The sequence below is a fragment of the Sulfitobacter sp. F26204 genome (assembly GCF_026410305.1).
In the GTDB taxonomy this organism is placed as follows: domain Bacteria; phylum Pseudomonadota; class Alphaproteobacteria; order Rhodobacterales; family Rhodobacteraceae; genus Sulfitobacter.
The window spans coordinates 206,280-221,839 of sequence record NZ_JAPMLQ010000002.1 but is presented as its reverse complement, the minus strand read 5'-3'; the positions used below and the strand labels follow the sequence as shown (position 1 = coordinate 221,839).

Annotated in this window: 15 protein-coding genes; 6 read left to right on the top strand and 9 right to left on the bottom strand. The window is 58.3% G+C overall.

Features of this window, described 5'->3' with window-relative positions:
• The first annotated feature begins 13 nt into the window (after positions 1-13).
• The 3 genes from OS190_RS04985 to OS190_RS04975 are packed head-to-tail and all read left to right on the top strand — an operon-like array spanning position 14 to position 3,744.
• A complete protein-coding gene (locus OS190_RS04985; protein ID WP_267157567.1) occupies positions 14-1,225 on the top strand; it encodes an acetyl-CoA C-acetyltransferase in 1,212 nt (403 codons plus the stop codon).
• The gene (locus OS190_RS04980) at positions 1,225-1,521 is read left to right on the top strand and encodes an acetyl-CoA acetyltransferase (RefSeq protein ID WP_267157566.1); all 297 of its coding nucleotides are present in this window, start codon (positions 1,225-1,227) and stop codon (positions 1,519-1,521) included. The genes OS190_RS04985 and OS190_RS04980 overlap by 1 nt, the downstream gene beginning before the upstream one ends.
• 21 nt (positions 1,522-1,542) lie before the next feature.
• Positions 1,543-3,744, top strand: coding sequence for a 3-hydroxyacyl-CoA dehydrogenase NAD-binding domain-containing protein (locus OS190_RS04975; protein ID WP_267157565.1), 2,202 nt, complete (start codon positions 1,543-1,545; stop codon positions 3,742-3,744).
• Positions 3,745-4,133: 389 nt separating this feature from the next.
• Here the strand turns inward: OS190_RS04975 and OS190_RS04970 are convergent, their stop codons facing one another.
• The 5 genes from OS190_RS04970 to OS190_RS04950 form a co-directional block, all read right to left on the bottom strand.
• Complete coding sequence (locus tag OS190_RS04970) at positions 4,134-4,352, bottom strand: DUF6500 family protein (RefSeq protein ID WP_267157564.1); 219 nt, start codon at positions 4,350-4,352, stop codon at positions 4,134-4,136.
• The gene (locus OS190_RS04965; RefSeq protein ID WP_267158332.1) at positions 4,342-4,536 is read right to left on the bottom strand and encodes a hypothetical protein; all 195 of its coding nucleotides are present in this window, start codon (positions 4,534-4,536) and stop codon (positions 4,342-4,344) included. Before OS190_RS04965 ends, OS190_RS04970 begins: the two co-directional genes overlap by 11 nt.
• Positions 4,537-4,675: 139 nt before the next feature.
• Positions 4,676-5,530, bottom strand: coding sequence for a Hint domain-containing protein (locus OS190_RS04960; RefSeq protein WP_267157563.1), 855 nt, complete (start codon positions 5,528-5,530; stop codon positions 4,676-4,678).
• 34 nt (positions 5,531-5,564) lie between these two features.
• Entirely contained in the window at positions 5,565-6,212 is a 648-nt protein-coding gene (locus tag OS190_RS04955) for a sulfotransferase family 2 domain-containing protein (protein WP_267157562.1), read from the bottom strand.
• Positions 6,209-7,120: a DMT family transporter gene (locus OS190_RS04950; protein WP_267157561.1), complete on the bottom strand. Its 912-nt coding sequence runs from the start codon at positions 7,118-7,120 to the stop codon at positions 6,209-6,211. Before OS190_RS04950 ends, OS190_RS04955 begins: the two co-directional genes overlap by 4 nt.
• Positions 7,121-7,216: 96 nt before the next feature.
• On the opposite strand from OS190_RS04950, the gene OS190_RS04945 reads away from it, so the two are divergent.
• The 3 genes from OS190_RS04945 (at position 7,217) to OS190_RS04935 (ending at position 10,806) form a co-directional block, all read left to right on the top strand.
• Positions 7,217-8,854: a long-chain-fatty-acid--CoA ligase gene (locus OS190_RS04945; RefSeq protein WP_267157560.1), complete on the top strand. Its 1,638-nt coding sequence runs from the start codon at positions 7,217-7,219 to the stop codon at positions 8,852-8,854.
• A 215-nt stretch (positions 8,855-9,069) separates the two neighbouring features.
• Positions 9,070-10,083, top strand: coding sequence for a hypothetical protein (locus tag OS190_RS04940; protein WP_267157559.1), 1,014 nt, complete (start codon positions 9,070-9,072; stop codon positions 10,081-10,083).
• Between the two features lie 3 nt (positions 10,084-10,086).
• Positions 10,087-10,806, top strand: a complete 720-nt coding sequence (locus OS190_RS04935; RefSeq protein WP_267157558.1) for an SGNH/GDSL hydrolase family protein — start codon at positions 10,087-10,089, stop codon at positions 10,804-10,806.
• A gap of 6 nt (positions 10,807-10,812) precedes the next feature.
• Here OS190_RS04935 and OS190_RS04930 read toward each other — a convergent pair whose 3' ends face one another.
• The 4 genes from OS190_RS04930 to OS190_RS04915 all read right to left on the bottom strand — a co-directional run bounded on the left by OS190_RS04930 (position 10,813) and on the right by OS190_RS04915 (position 15,559).
• Positions 10,813-12,237: an SPOR domain-containing protein gene (locus OS190_RS04930; RefSeq protein ID WP_267157557.1), complete on the bottom strand. Its 1,425-nt coding sequence runs from the start codon at positions 12,235-12,237 to the stop codon at positions 10,813-10,815.
• 92 nt (positions 12,238-12,329) lie between these two features.
• The gene (upp, locus tag OS190_RS04925) at positions 12,330-12,971 is read right to left on the bottom strand and encodes a uracil phosphoribosyltransferase (RefSeq protein WP_267157556.1); all 642 of its coding nucleotides are present in this window, start codon (positions 12,969-12,971) and stop codon (positions 12,330-12,332) included.
• A gap of 78 nt (positions 12,972-13,049) precedes the next feature.
• Positions 13,050-14,255, bottom strand: a complete 1,206-nt coding sequence (locus OS190_RS04920) for a phosphopentomutase (RefSeq protein ID WP_267157555.1) — start codon at positions 14,253-14,255, stop codon at positions 13,050-13,052.
• Positions 14,255-15,559 carry a thymidine phosphorylase gene (locus OS190_RS04915; RefSeq protein ID WP_267157554.1) on the bottom strand — a complete coding sequence of 435 codons (1,305 nt, stop codon included), beginning with the start codon at positions 15,557-15,559 and terminating at the stop codon, positions 14,255-14,257. The genes OS190_RS04920 and OS190_RS04915 overlap by 1 nt, the downstream gene beginning before the upstream one ends.
• Between the last annotated feature and the right edge of the window lies 1 nt (position 15,560).

The following is a 15,560-nucleotide window of genomic DNA, read 5'->3' as shown; positions in this document are numbered from 1 at the left end:
AAGGAGATCACCAATGACTGAAGCCTATATCTACGACGCCATCCGCACCCCACGGGGCAAGGGGCGCAAGGACGGTTCCCTGCATGAGGTCACCTCGCTGCGCCTCAGCGCCCAGACTCTGAATGCGTTGAAGGATCGCAATAACCTCGAAGGCCATGCGGTTGAGGATGTCATTTGGGGAAATGTCACGCAAGTGATGGAAAACGGCGGCTGTCTTGCGCGCTCGGCCGTGCTTGCCTCGGACCTCGACGAACGAATCCCGGGTCTGGCAATCAACCGCTTTTGCGCCTCTGGCATGGAGGCCGTGAACCTAGCGGCGAACCAGGTCAAGGGCGGTGCGGGCATGGCCTATATCGCAGGCGGTGTTGAAATGATGGGCCGCGTGGCGATGGGCAGCGACGGCGCGGCCATTGCTGTCGACCCCTCCATTGCGATGGATCAGTATTTCGTACCACAAGGCATATCGGCAGACATCATTGCGACGGAATACGGCTTTACCCGTGACGCCGCAGACCAGCTTGCGGTGGCCTCCCAACAACGGGCGGAAAAAGCATGGAAAGAGGGCCGTTTTGCAAATTCGGTAATCACGATCAAAGACCAGAACGGCCTGACCATTCTGGATCACGACGAATACATGCGTCCCCAAACCGACATGCAGAGCCTTGGCGCATTGAACCCTGCCTTTCAGGCCATGGGCGAAGTCATGCCCGGCTTTGACAAGGTTGCCATGCTCAAATACCCACATTTGGAAAAGATCAACCATATCCACCATGCCGGCAATTCCTCTGGCATCGTGGATGGCGCAGCTGCCGTTCTCATCGGCAACAAGGAATTCGGCGAGAAACACGGGCTGAAGCCGCGCGCGCGGATCCGTGCGACCGCAAAGATCGGTACAGATCCGACCATCATGTTAACCGGCCCGGTTCCGGTTACCGAAAAAATTCTTGCCGACAACGGCATGGACATCAAGGATATTGATCTGTTTGAGGTCAACGAGGCTTTTGCCGCTGTTGTCATGCGTTTCATGCAGGCCTTTGATGTCGACCATGACAAGGTCAACGTCAACGGCGGCTCCATTGCCATGGGCCACCCGCTTGGAGCCACCGGCGCAATGATCATCGGCACCTTGCTGGATGAACTCGAGCGCGCGGACAAGGAAGTCGGGCTGGCCACCTTGTGCATCGCATCCGGCATGGGTGCCGCAACCATCATCGAGCGCGTGTGATGACCGAGGAACCGCATCCATTCCATGCAGTTGCGGCTTCTGCCGCGGCTTTTGGTTTGGGCGATCTTGAACTCAAGGTCGAGAATGACGGTGCCTATGTGCGTCTGTTCCAGGCCACGCCCCCGCTGTTTTTCAAACATCGCAAAGATCCGTCGGATCCGATTGACCGGCGCGACTTTAATCAATTCAAGCGCATCCTTCTCAGCGAAGAGGACTGCAATCAAGGTCCGGAAACCACGCTTTCCCTCATCAAAACCTTGCTCGTCCAATTCGCAGATTACGAAGCGCACCGTTAACACCCAATCCGGGAGAGACAAATGACCGATTTCACAATGAAAACCGACGCCGATGGCGTGGCCCTGATCACTTGGGATGTGGCCGATAAATCCATGAACGTGATGTCCATCGACGGCCTGGGCCAGCTGGACACGTTGATTGACACGGCATTGGCCGACGACGCCATCAAGGGCATCGTGATCACCTCTGGCAAGGAAGGGTCCTTTGCCGGTGGCATGGACTTGAACCTGCTGGCGAAAATGCGTGCCGATGCAGGTGACGACCCGGCCAAAGGTCTGTTTGAAGGCACGATGAAAATGCACGCCTTGCTGCGCAAGATCGAACGCGCGGGCATGGATCCAAAGACCAACAAGGGCGGCAAACCGATTGCGGCTGCTCTGCCCGGAACTGCTGCGGGCATCGGTCTGGAACTGCCACTTGCCACACACCGGATCTTCTGTGCCGACAATCCAAAGGCGCGGATCGGGTTGCCTGAAATCATGGTCGGCATCTTCCCGGGCGCAGGCGGCACAACGCGCCTGTCCTTCAAGCTCGGGGCGATGGCAGCCTCTCCTTTGCTCCTCGAAGGCAAAATGCTGGCCCCTGCGGCGGCGCTCAAAGCCGGCACAATTGACGAAGTGGTTGCCGATCCGGTTGCGGCGGCAAAAGAATGGGTGCTGAACGCCAAAGACGCTGACCTGGTCAAGCCATGGGATACCAAGGGCTATAAGATGCCGGGTGGTGCCCCCTATCATCCGGCGGGTTTCATGACCTTTGTCGGTGCCAATGCAATGGTCAACGGGAAGACCAAAGGCGCATTTCCTGCGGCCAAGGCGCTGTTGTCTGCGGTATATGAAGGTGCGCTTGTACCCTTCGACACCGCGCTCAAGATCGAAGCAAGATGGTTCACTTCCGTCCTGATGAACCCCTCCTCCTCTGCAATGATCCGGTCCCTTTTCCTGAACAAGGAAGCTCTGGAAAAAGGTGCGGTGCGCCCCGCAGGTGTTCCGGATCAACGGGTCAAGAAACTGGGCGTTCTGGGTGCTGGCATGATGGGTGCGGGTATCGCGCTGGTCTCTGTTCAGGCGGGTATCGAGGTCGTCCTGATCGACCGCGACCAAGCAGCCGCGGACAAGGGTAAGGCCTATGCCGAAGCCTATTTCGACAAAGGCATTGCCCGTAAAAAGGGCACGGTTGAGAAAAAGGAAGCAGCACTCGCGTTGATCAATGCCACGCCCGATCTCGACGCGCTCAAGGGCTGCGATCTGATCATCGAAGCAGTGTTTGAAGATCCAAAGGTCAAAGCCGAGATGACCCAGAAGGTCGAAGCCGTGATCCCGGAAGATTGCATCTTTGCGTCCAACACCTCGACGCTGCCGATCACCGAGTTGGCAAAAGCCTCTTCACGCCCAGAGCAGTTCATCGGCATCCACTTCTTCTCTCCTGTTGAACGCATGGCGCTGGTGGAAATCATCAAAGGCAAGGAAACAGGCGATCGCGCCGTCGCGAAATCGCTGGATTACGTACGCCAGATTCGCAAGACGCCGATTGTGGTGAATGACGCGCGTTTCTTCTACGCCAACCGTTGTATCATCCCTTACGGTGGTGAAGCGAACCGCATGATCACCGAGGGCGTCGCCCCTTGGTTTATTGACCAAGCAGCACAGATGCTGGGCTTTCCCGTCGGGCCGGTGCAATTGGGCGACGAGACCTCTGTTGATCTCGCGACCAAGATTATGCGCGCCACCAAGGCGGCAATGGGCAATGCCTATCCGGCGTCTGAAGCGGATAATCTGATCGTCTGGCTGGAAGAACAGGGACGTCTGGGCCGCAAGACCAAGGCAGGTTATTTCGACTATGATGAAAAAGGCAAACGTTTGGGCTACTGGAAAGGCATGCAGGACAAATACCCACTGGCCGAAGAACAGCCCGAACTGCAAGAGGTGCAGGACCGTCTGATGTTTGTGCAGGTGCTGGAAGCGGTGCGCGCCCTGGAAGAGGGGGTTCTCATGGACATTCGCGAAGGTGACGTAGGTGCAATCCTTGGCTGGGGCTTTGCCCCATGGTCCGGCGGACCTTTCTCATGGCTTGACATGATCGGCACACCATATGCAGCCGAACGTTGCGACCAGCTTGAGGCAAAATTTGGCGAACGTTTCAAATGCCCCGACCTGCTACGTGAGATGGCGGCAAAAGGGCAATCCTTCTATGGCCGCTTTGGCAAAGACGCCGCAGCCGCTTAGACCGGGTCAAAACCATTTTGCGAAACGAAAGAGGGGCGCGGTTGTGCCCCTCTTAACTGTTGGAAAGGCCTGTTTCCTCCGCCGTTGGTCAGAAGGCTGGTTTGCCGCGGTGTGATGCCGGGCTTGGCAAAGACCTGCTTTGCCAGATTGGCAATCTGTTCATCGTCGACCACAGCAGTATCATAGCTGGAAAAAGACGTGCCAACGGTTGAAATGATGCTTGGCCGGGAATTTGATTCATCCAATCCCCCGCATTCCGGTGCCACCCAATCTTTGACTGCACCGCGCCCGATACTGAAAAACCACTGCGCGAATTTGCGCTGTCGCCCCGTCCAGCACAGTTTTTCTGCAACACATCGCTGCTGTCGGACGGGCAGTGGTCCCCTTTGTCAAAGACCGGCTTTTAACATTTCCCGAATTTTTGCGGCCTTCTCAAAATGATCAAGCTGATGGGTCTTGATCCACCATTCTGCCGCTTCCATCAAAAGGTCGGGATCGTCGTTTTTATTCGCAAAGAATGCGTAAAACGAAAGGCCAACACCTTCGCCCTTTTTTGCAATCTTGGCGTCGCAGACAGCGACAGCCTTTTTACGTAGATTAGGGCCCATCGCGGGCCGCTTTTTCTTCTTTGGTCAGCTTGTTGTTCCACTGATTGTTGCTCAATCCCAACTCGGCCTTGGCCGGTTTGGTTTTACCTACGCTGATTTTACCCCCCTTGTTCAGGAATTCCTGAATAAGAGCGTCATCAGTGGTTTCTTTGGGTACATGTTTCATGACTGTCAGCTTAGCCATTCGTCCCTTACGCCGCAACAGCCAGACACAACATCCAACCTCCCGTCAAAGAATAAGGGGCCGCGCCAGTGACGCAGCCCCTTGCACCATGGGGAAATGTCATTCACCGTTGTCCTGCGTGAGGGCCACGGTGGTTCGTTCAACAGCGTGCCGCTGTCTGACCATCAGACCAGCCACCAGTGGCCAGCATCTGATCTTCAACCACAAGACATTCTGCTACAAACGCCGCATCTCGGGGAGAGAGCATCGCGTAGGCATCCGCATCAGCGTTCAGAAACGCATCAAGCGACACCGTGTTTGTCGGGCAGTGGATCAAGGCACCGCCTTCGGCATAGATCACCTGAGGCTGCGCAAAATAGATTGCAATCAATTCGATCTGTTCAGCAGGAGCCGCCCGTATGATGCCACGCACACCCTCCAGAGTATGAGCTGGCACCATAGCGAACGGATCACCAAAAGCATCCGAAGCGCCGTCGCTCTCAACCACAACGCCTTGATCTGCCATCAGGATCATCTCTTCTCGGTTGTCCAAAGCGCCAACAGGCACATAGACCGGCCATGCAGCGGCAGCCGTGTCTGGCGCATCCATCCAGAATATCTGGCGACGGACCTCAGTAATCTCCTGCATCCCGTTATCAAAGGTCAGGACGCTGTCGCCCACAGTCAGCGCTTCAATCGACCGCCAGCCAAGGTTCGAAGCAACCTTGGTGCCCGCCATCAATCCATGTGTCTGGACGCTGAGACCACCGTCATAGGCACCGGACATTTCAATTGAACGCTTTGGCGTTCCGTTCGCTTTGGTCTTCCAGTTAAACATATCATCCATCCCCATGGTGATGCGCCGTGGCAGGGCGCTATGTGCAGTTACTGGAATCAGTTGGAATGATTCCCATGACCACGACGGGTCTTCAAAGCGGCGCAATTGGGGCATTGTTGCAGAAACCGGCAACAATTCACCCGCTTCTAACAGAATTATACTGCGAAAAAGTGGCAATCCATTGCCGCCTGCTGCGCCACAGCGCCAGATTCTAGGAAAAAGTATATCCGAATCGCAGGATGTCTTCCGTACAGCTTTCGGCCACAGCATCACGCATGGCCGTTGAATAATAGTCTCGATACCCCGTTGTCCTATGTGACCGGTTTTCCCAGGGCATCACGAGGTCAAACCCCAGATGGGCTATCAGCGCTGCGGAATCCTGCTCAAAATGCTCCAGCCGGATATAGCTGGTGCAGCGTTCAACCCCGTTCACATCCCTCATATAGCTGGCAGCCGGCCACTGGCGTTGGGTCGTCAATGTAATCGGATCTGCAAGAAACCCTTCGAAACTCTGCGCCTTTGCCAGATGCACTGCGGGGTGGTCGAAGGTCTGTTCTTTCAGCCAGTGATAGTAGCTGACCAACCGGTCCCAGGGATTGCGCACCAGTGTAAAGGTAAACATCTCGGCAATCTCATGCGCATCAACCAGTCCGTCAATGTCCGACAACCCCGCATGTTTCCACAACCTCCCCGAGGTCTTTATATCTTTCACCCGCCGCCGCCGTTTCACCGCCTTTGGGGTGTCGCCCAGCATGATGTCGTCTTTCATTGCGCGTTCTTCCAACGCAAGCGCCAGAGAGGTGCCGCCAGTCTTGGGAATATGCACAAAGATATAAGAGCGCCCCCGGCTGATGATCATCCCCGCGCCTCCGCTGTACTGCGCAGCGCAATGACAACCCCCGCCAAGGTGATCAACACCATGCCAAGCAACCCGAGGCCGGACACCACCTGCCCCCACATCACCCAGGCCCAAAAGCTGGCAAAGACCAAGAGGGAATATTCAAACACCGCCACATGGCTTGCTTCGCCCAACTGATACCCGCGAAAAATCAACGCAATCCCAATCAATGAGCCAACCGCCTGTACCGCGAACCAGAACAGCATCGGCGCATCCAACGGCCCCCAGGAACGCAAGACAAACCCCGCATGGCCTTCGGGCGCCTCGCTGTTGACAAGAAACATCCCGATCAAGCCAAAGACACCCAGCATGCCAAAAAAACCTGCCGTCAGGCTCAGTGTGCTTTCGCCTTCGCACCAGGCCCGCGTTGCCACCGCACCGATTGCATATAGCAGCCCGGCAACGATCGGCAGAAAAGCCACCGGATCCAGGGCGGCTGGATCCGGCCGGATCACCATCAAGGCCCCGACAAAACCGGTGACAACCGCCACCCAGCGGAAAAGCCCGACGGATTTGCCCTGAAAGAAGATGGAGATCAGCACAACGAACAAGGGCGAAGTGAACAGCCCCGCAACCACGACTCCGATGGGCAACACCGATAAGCACCCGAAATAAATCAACATCGCACTAGCCTGAAAGAAACTCCGCCCGATCACGGCCAGAGGGCGCAACATGCGAAAATGCCCATAGCCCAGGGCAGCGACAACGCCCAGAACAGCAACGCCCATGAGAGAGCGCAGAAAATGGAACTGCCACAGCGACCCCCGTTCGGATATGAAAGGGACAAAGTTATCGGTCAGCCCCAGTGATGCCATCCCCCCCAGAACCGAGACCGCCGCAAGTCCCGGCTTCATACTTTGACTATTCAACGCTTTCCCCTTTTCGTTAAAATCACCCTTCCAAAACCGCAGCTTGCCCGCAATACTCTTTCGCGCTGGGACAAACGGTTTCTGGGAGGGAAGAACATGGGTTGGATGGCTGACGAAACGGGGTTGGATAAATGTGCTGCCAATTACGTACCACTCACCCCCCTGTCACATCTGCAGCGCGCGGCCCGCGTCTTTGCGGACCGGACGGCCGTGATCTACGGCGATCATCGCGTGACCTACAGGCAATATCACAACCGGTGTACCCGCCTCGCATCGGGTCTTGCCGCCATGGGTCTGCACCCCGGCGACGTTGTTGCAACCCTGCTGCACAACACCCCTGCCCAAGCCGAAGCGCATTTTGGCGTACCTGCTTGTGGCGCGGTGCTGAACACCATCAACATACGTCTGGATGTGACAACCGTTGCCTATATCTTTGAGCATGGCAAAGCCAAGGTCGTCCTGGTTGACAGCGAATTCATCAATCTGGCTGAATCCGCCTGCGCCAGGATAGAGGGCAGGCCACCCCGCATCATCGAAGTCACCGACCCGCACCATCCCGCCTCCGGCCGGCACCCCAGCTACGAACAACTGCTGGCTGATGCAGATGAAACCTACGCCTGGCACATGCCCCGTGACGAATGGGAAAGCCTTGCCCTCAATTACACCTCGGGCACCACCGGCAAACCCAAGGGTGTAGTTTATCATCATCGCGGAGCCTACCTCATGACGATGGGCACCGTCATTTCATGGCGCATGGTGCTGCACCCCGTTTTCATGCAGATCGTACCGTTGTTTCATTGCAACGGCTGGAACCACACATGGATGATGCCGCTGATCGGCGGTACGCTGGTCTGTTGTCGGGACATCACCGCCTCCAATATCTACAACGCAATCGCGGACGAAGGTGTCACCCATTTTGGCGGCGCACCCATAGTTCTCAACATGCTGGTCAACACCCCTGAATCCGAACGCCGTACCTTTGACCACATGGTCGAGGTTTTCACCGCTGGTGCCCCGCCGGCCCCTGCAACCCTCGCAAAGATCGAAATGCTCGGCTTCAATGTCACACAGGTCTATGGCCTGACTGAAACCTACGGCCATGTCACCGAATGTTTGTGGAAATCCGAGGACTGGGACAGGCTTGACCAATCTGCCCGCGCCGCGATCAAGGCCCGCCAGGGTGTTGCCATGCCGATGATGGAACATATCACCGTCACCGATCCCGGCCTGGATCAGACCCCCATGGATGGCAAGACCCAGGGCGAAATCATGATCCGCGGCAATTCCGTAATGAAAGGCTATCTCAAGAACCCCGCCGCGACAGCAGAAGCCTTTCAGGGCGGTTACTTCCACTCCGGCGACCTCGCAGTGCAACACCCAGACGGTTATATACAGATTGCCGACCGCGCCAAAGACATCATCATCTCCGGTGGTGAAAACATCTCAAGCGTCGAAGTCGAAGGCGTGTTGATGGGACACGACGCGGTCAATCTCGCGGCCGTGGTCGCGAAACCGGACGCCAAATGGGGCGAAATCCCCTGTGCCTTTGTCGAACTCAAACCCGGGGCCACACTGAGCGAAGCGGGCCTCATCGCCTTCGCGCGCAAAACACTCGCCGGCTTCAAGACGCCGAAACAAGTGGTGTTTCAGGAGCTTCCCAAAACCTCCACAGGAAAAATCCAGAAATACGAGCTGCGCAAAACTGCCGCCTCTCTGAAGCCCGGCGTTTCGTGACCGAAACGCACCCGCTGCACTTCAGTTTCGCACCCGCGCAGGCTCGCTTGCAGGTAATCCCGTTCCCCTGACCCCGCCCTTCTTTTTGGCCATAAATACCGCGGGGAATCATCTTTGATGATGGGGCAGAGCCCCTGCAACGCTTGCCATTGCCCCGCTGCCACACTCTGTTATTCTCATCAAAACAAGAACCAAAGGCAGGCTCACTCCCTCTCGTGACAGCGCTCACCAAATATGCACGGCTCGAAGCAACCGCCCTCTGGCGGGCCAAGCCTGATGATCAACGCCGCGAGGTGGTTGTTTCAATTGGTGACGCCACACTGGTCATCATCGACATGAAAAACCAGCCTCTTGCCCATTGGTCTCTGGCAGCAGTGGAACGCGCCAATCCGGGTCAACGTCCCGCCATCTTTCATCCCGATGGCGACCCGGGCGAAACCGTCGAATTGCCCGAGACCGAAGCCGAGATGATCGAAGCCATCGAAACCCTGCGCAAAGCGATCGAGAAATCTCGTCCGCGTCCGGGCCGGTTGCGCTGGGTCGGGATGATCACCTCGCTCCTCGTGGTGGCCTCTCTGGTGCTGTTCTGGTTGCCCGACGCCCTGCAGGACCACACGCTCAAGGTAGTGCCCAAAGTCAAACGCAACGCCATCGGAATCGCCTTGTTAAAACGTATCGAACGGGTCTCCGGCCCGGTCTGCACCGACCCCGAGGGTCGCGCCGCACTTGCGCTTCTGGCCACACGGCTGGGCGCAGGCGCAGTTGTGATCCTGCCCAACATGACCCGCGACAGCCTGCATGTGCCCGGCGACATGATCCTGCTCAACCGCAGCGTGGTTGAGGATTTCGAAGAGCCCGACGTTGCTGCCGGTTATATCGTCGCGGAACAGACCCGCCGTGATGCCTCCGATCCCCTGCGCGATCTGCTCGAAGTGGTCGGCCTGCGTGAAAACTTCCGGCTTCTGACCACGGGTAATGTGGCCCCCGCCGCACTGGATGACTACGCTGAACACCTGATGACCGTGGCTGTGGTCGATCCCGACACCGCCAATCTGGTCGCACGTTTCGACAAGGCTGCTCTGCGGTCCACACCCTATGCCTACGCCCGCGACATCACCGGTGAAACAACGCTGGTCCTGATAGAGGGTGACCCGATGAACGGAAAGTTGACAGAACCCTTGATGTCAGACGCCAACTGGCTGCGCCTGCAAAAGATCTGCGGCGGCTAGGCGATGCTCGACATTGTTGCGCGGCTGGTCCTGTCACCCTTGCTTGTCGCCCAGGCCCTGCATGTTCGGCGCAGCGCTCAGAACCTGCCCGAAGCCGCAGGTCCACGTCGAGGCACATCGGGTATGGGGCCCCCGCTCAAACTTGCGATCATCGGCGACAGTTCTGCTGCAGGTGTCGGCGTGGCACAACAATCCCGGGCGCTCAGCGGCCAACTGGTGCAAATCCTGGGCGCATATTTCTCTGTCGAATGGCAACTCGATGCGCAGAGCGGCTCAACAACCCCCAGCACAATCAGCCGATTGACACAGAGCACAAGCCGCCCACTGGACGTGATCGTAATCGGCCTTGGCGTCAACGACGTCACCCGGCTGACCCGCACGGGCAAATGGATTACCCAGCAAAAAACCCTCATCGACCGGCTGCGGACCCTGCATAACCCCAAGCATATCTACATCAGCGGTCTCCCGCCGATGGGGGATTTTCCGCTATTGCCGCACCCTTTGCGCTGGATCCTTGGTCGGCATGCCCGCAGACTTGAACGTCATCGCAGGGCCTGGCTCGCCACCTGCCCCGATTGTACGCTTGTGCCGTTTGACCTGCCCCTTCGGCCGGACATGATGGCATCGGACGGGTTTCATCCTGCTGCGATCACCTACACCCTATGGGCCAAGGAAATGGCCAGCCGGATTCTCTCCGACTGGCCAATACATAGGGAAACCTAGTTGGCTTTACCGGAAAAATGCATCCCTGTACCCGGCGCTGCGCAACCGGTTCATCGCAGTTTTCAGGGCATTATCCGTACCGAACGGCCCTGCTTGCACCGACATATAGGTCTTGCTCCCCTTGCGGTGCTTCCCGATCCGTGCCGCCATCCCCATTGCTGCAATATTTTGCGCCGCACGCTGTGCATTGGCTGGGTTGCTGAACATGCCAATCTGTACATACCGCTTGCCAAGTTGAGGCTTTGCTACCACCGCCGCCTTGCCTGTCACCACCTTTGGCGCTGCTGCCCTGGGCGTGGAACGCGAGGAATAGACCGGCTTGCGTGTCGCCGGTTTGGCACCAGAATTGCGCAGAATACGTTTCATCACCTGACCGTTGCGATGAACGATGTTGACCTCACCCAAATCCCGACGCTGTTGCGCTATTGATGTATAAGGATAGACCAGCGGCACAGAAGCCGTCACATCGCGGCCTGTTGACTGGTTGATAAGACGACGTGGCAAGGTCTGGGTCCAGACCAGCAACATATCGGCGCGGCCGGCAAGGTCCTGTTCGGCCCGATAGGGGTTCAACCGGTCATCATCCCAAACGGTCTTATACCCGCGTGGCACTTGAACGTTACGCGTATTTACACGGTTCTGGGCCACATGTTTGGGCACGATCCGCGTATGTGACGATACATTGGCTGTGGTTTGACTGGCACCCGTGTCGAAATGATTGCGCAGGACGGCGGCGCGCGGCTGGGCATGGCTGCCTGGCTGGGCCGCGGCGACCCGCGGTGCATCGGCGGGTCTGACCGGCAATCCAACAATCGGCTGGCTTTGCGGGCCACAACGCACCCCGGTGCCGCGCAAATACTGCGCTGAGATGGCCGAAGCTCCACGACAACCGCCCTGCCCCTGTACCAGAGCGGTGCGTGTCGCTTGCGGGGCGGGCGTCACAATCTGGGGGGCCGTCGGCACAATCTTTGGTTTCGGTGCCGCCACGCGGCGCGGCGCAGTCTGGCGCACCACAACAGGGGCCGCGGCACGGCGTGGTTTGGCGGCCTGTGCGGCGCGGCGTGGCGCTGCCCGCACAGCGGCGGGGGCCGGCTTCGCCACGGCAGCGGGGGCATTGTTCAACGTAATCTGAACCGGTTCTTGCGCAGGTTTCTGCACTTCAGCCACGGCACGCCCGGCACTGGTCGGCTTGAATCCGCAAACCGTCTTGCGATCCCGCGAAACACGCGGCACCCAGGATACGTTGCCGTCGATTCCCGCACGAATGAACACACAGCCCTGGCTGTCGACGTATTGCTTGCCCTTGTAGCTGCTGGGCGGAAACTCGGCAGGTTGCTGTTCACGGATCTGTGCCGCGACAAAATCAGTCTGGGCCGCAACCCCAAAGCTGCCTGCCATTGCCAAAATCGCCAGAATTCTCGTTAGTTTCATTTCCGTGCCCCCACACAATATGTAGTTGAAGATGCCTCAGTCAGCGGGTCAAGTCCAGCGTTCAACAACAGGTTCAGCCCTGCACAGCGCAATTATTTCGTTCCGAACATACGATCGCCGGCATCACCCAGCCCCGGCACGATATAACCGACATCATTTAACGCATCATCAACAGCGGCCGTGACAATTGGCACATCTGGATGGGCGTCTTTCATCCGGGCGATTCCCTCGGGTGCTGCCAGCAGGCACAGGAACCGGATATTGGTTGCCCCGGCCTTCTTCAACAGGTCGATCGCCGCCACAGAAGAATTGCCTGTCGCCAACATCGGATCAACCGCAATCACCAGACGGTCATCCAGCCCTTCGGGCACCTTGAAGTAATATTGCACCGGTTGCAGGGTCTCTTCGTCACGGTACAGCCCGACAAATCCGACCCGCGCCGACGGAATCAGCTCAAGCACCCCGTCCAACAGCCCGTTGCCCGCCCGCAGAATAGAAATCAGCGCCAGCTTTTTGCCATCCAGTGTCGGCGCATCCATGGCCTGCATCGGCGTTTCGATCCGCTTGGTGGTCATGGGCAACCCACGCGTCACCTCATAGGCCAATAATTGTGAAATTTCCCGCAGCAACTGCCTGAACACCGCAGTCGGGGTCTCCTTGTCGCGCATGATTGTCAGTTTGTGCTGCACCAGCGGGTGATCAACAAGTGTCAGATGGTCATCAAGATCAGTCATGGGCGGCAGCTCCTCTATCCGCGTCTTTTGTGGCGCGAAACAGCCAGGTTCGCAAGCACCCGCTCCCTCTTTTTGGCCTTATATACCGTCCGACACCTCACCCTGAGGCAGGCCCAAATGGTGCGCCACCAGCCGCGCCACATCCTTGAATCCCATCAATCCCAGAGGTGCCGTCATTGGTCCGGTCACCAGAACCGGTACCCGCTCTCGCGTATGGTCCGTCCCAGGCCATGTCGGGTCGTTGCCATGGTCCGCTGTCAACAGCAACATATCATCCGGCTGCAACCCTTCGATGACCCTGCCGATCTGCGCATCGAACCACTCCAGATGCCTTGCATAGCCCGACACGTCACGGCGATGGCCATAAAGACTGTCAAACTCGACAAAATTGGCAAAGGTCAGCGATCCTTCCTCGGCCTCTGCCAGCAAATCGTTCAGATGCCCCATCAGCTGCGCATCATCGCCTTTGCGGACCTCATCAATGCCCTGCATCGAGAAAATATCGCCGATCTTTCCTACGGCATAAACCCTGCGGCCCGCATCCTGCACCCAGTTGGTCAACACCCGCCCTGGCGGGGTGATTGCATAATCGCGCCGGTTTCCCGTACGCTCAAAGGCGCCTTGCGCGCCAACAAAGGGGCGCGCGATCACCCGGCCTACTTTCATCTCGTGTAAACGCGGGGCGACCGCCTCGCAAAGTGCCAGCAGCCGATCCAGTCCAAAGCTTTCTTCATGCGCCGCAATCTGGAACACGGAATCCGCAGAAGTATAGCAAATCGGCCAACCGCACTGCACATGTTGCTGTCCAAGCTCTGCAATGATGGTCGTGCCAGAAGCGTGGCAATTGCCAAGGATGTCCGCGGTCCCCGCCGTTGCGGCGACAAATGCGCTGACCTCGGGGGGAAACGCAGGGTGCTCGTCGGGAAAATAGTGCCAATCCCATGGCACAGGCAATCCCGCCAACTCCCAATGCCCGGATGGCGTATCCTTGCCCCGGGATACCTCTGTCGCCGCTCCGACACCTGTGCCGAGCGCGGGGTCAAGGCCCACGGCATCCAGTCCGCTTGCCAGGTTCAGGGCCTTGCCCAGCCCCAGCGCTTCGAGGTTGGGCACCCTCAAACGGCCCGATCGGCCATCCTCTGCCTGACCCTGTGCACAGGCCTGCGCGATATGGCCCAGCGTATTGGCACCTGTGTCAGGGAAATCACCGTTGAAATACTGATCCGCATCCGGGGCACCGCCGATTCCGACAGAATCCATCACCACCAGAAAAGCACGCGCCATCAGCCCACTCTTTCGATGATCTGCTCGGGCACTTTGGGACGGGACCCTGAAAGGGTGATGGCCTCCAATACCATCTGCGCCGCACGATCCGCCTGATCAGAACGCACCGCATGCACCACCGCCAAAACCTGGCCACGCCGCACCTGCGTCCCCAAACGCGCCACATCCGAAAGGCCGACCGCCGGATTCACCCTGTCGTCTTCCTTGACCCGCCCACCGCCAAGACCGACCACGGCCCACCCCAGCGCTTCGCCATCGATCCTGGCGATATATCCGTCATAGGGGGCCGATACCTGCCGGATCACCGTCGCCTCGGGCAAGAACCGTTGCCAGCTTTCGACAAAGTTCACCGGGCCGCCGAGCGCCGACAACATCCGCGCAAACCTTTCTGCGGCATAGCCCTTGCGGATCGCGTGCACGATGGCGTCGGCACCCTCCTGCACATCCTGTGCCAAGCCGGAATTAGCCAGCAAGACCCCCCCAAGAGCCGCAGCCACATCAACGATCGGCCCTTTGCCTTTGCCTGTCAGCAGGCGCATGATCTCGGCCACCTCAAGCGCATTGCCGAGACTGGGCACCAATGGCTGGCTCATGTCGCTGATCACGGCCGTTGTCCGGCACTTGGCCGCATTCGCGGTCTTGGTCAGGGCTTCTGCCAATGCCTGGCCTTCGGCCAGTGTTTTCATGAATGCACCGCTGCCGACCTTCACATCCAGCACCAAACCGTCCAGGCCCGCCGCAAGTTTCTTACTGAGGATCGAGGCCGTGATCAGATCCAGTGAATCAACTGTCGATGACACATCACGGATCGCATAAAGTCGGCGATCCGCTGGCGCAATATCCGCCGTCGCCCCGACAATCGCACAGCCAACCTGCCCGACAATTGCTTTCACCTGCGCTTCGCTCTGCTGCGTGTTCACGCCCGGGATCGCCTCGAGCTTGTCCAGCGTGCCGCCGGTGTGCCCCAAACCCCGTCCCGAGATCATTGGCACATAGGCCCCGCAGGCCGCCAGCGCCGGCGCCAGCAGCAGACTCACACAATCGCCCACACCACCCGTTGAATGTTTATCGAGCACCGGACCGTCCAGATTCCACGACAGCACCCGCCCCGAATCGCGCATTGCCAGGGTCAGCGCGACACGCCCCACGTCCGACAGACCATTCAGGCAGACGCCCATTGCAAATGCACCTGCCTGGGCATCGCTGACCCGGCCATCGGCCAGCCCCTGAGCGATCCAGGCCAGTTCATCGCGCGTTGGCGTTTGCTTGTGTCGCAGCTTTGCCAGAATGGCCCGCGCGTTCATC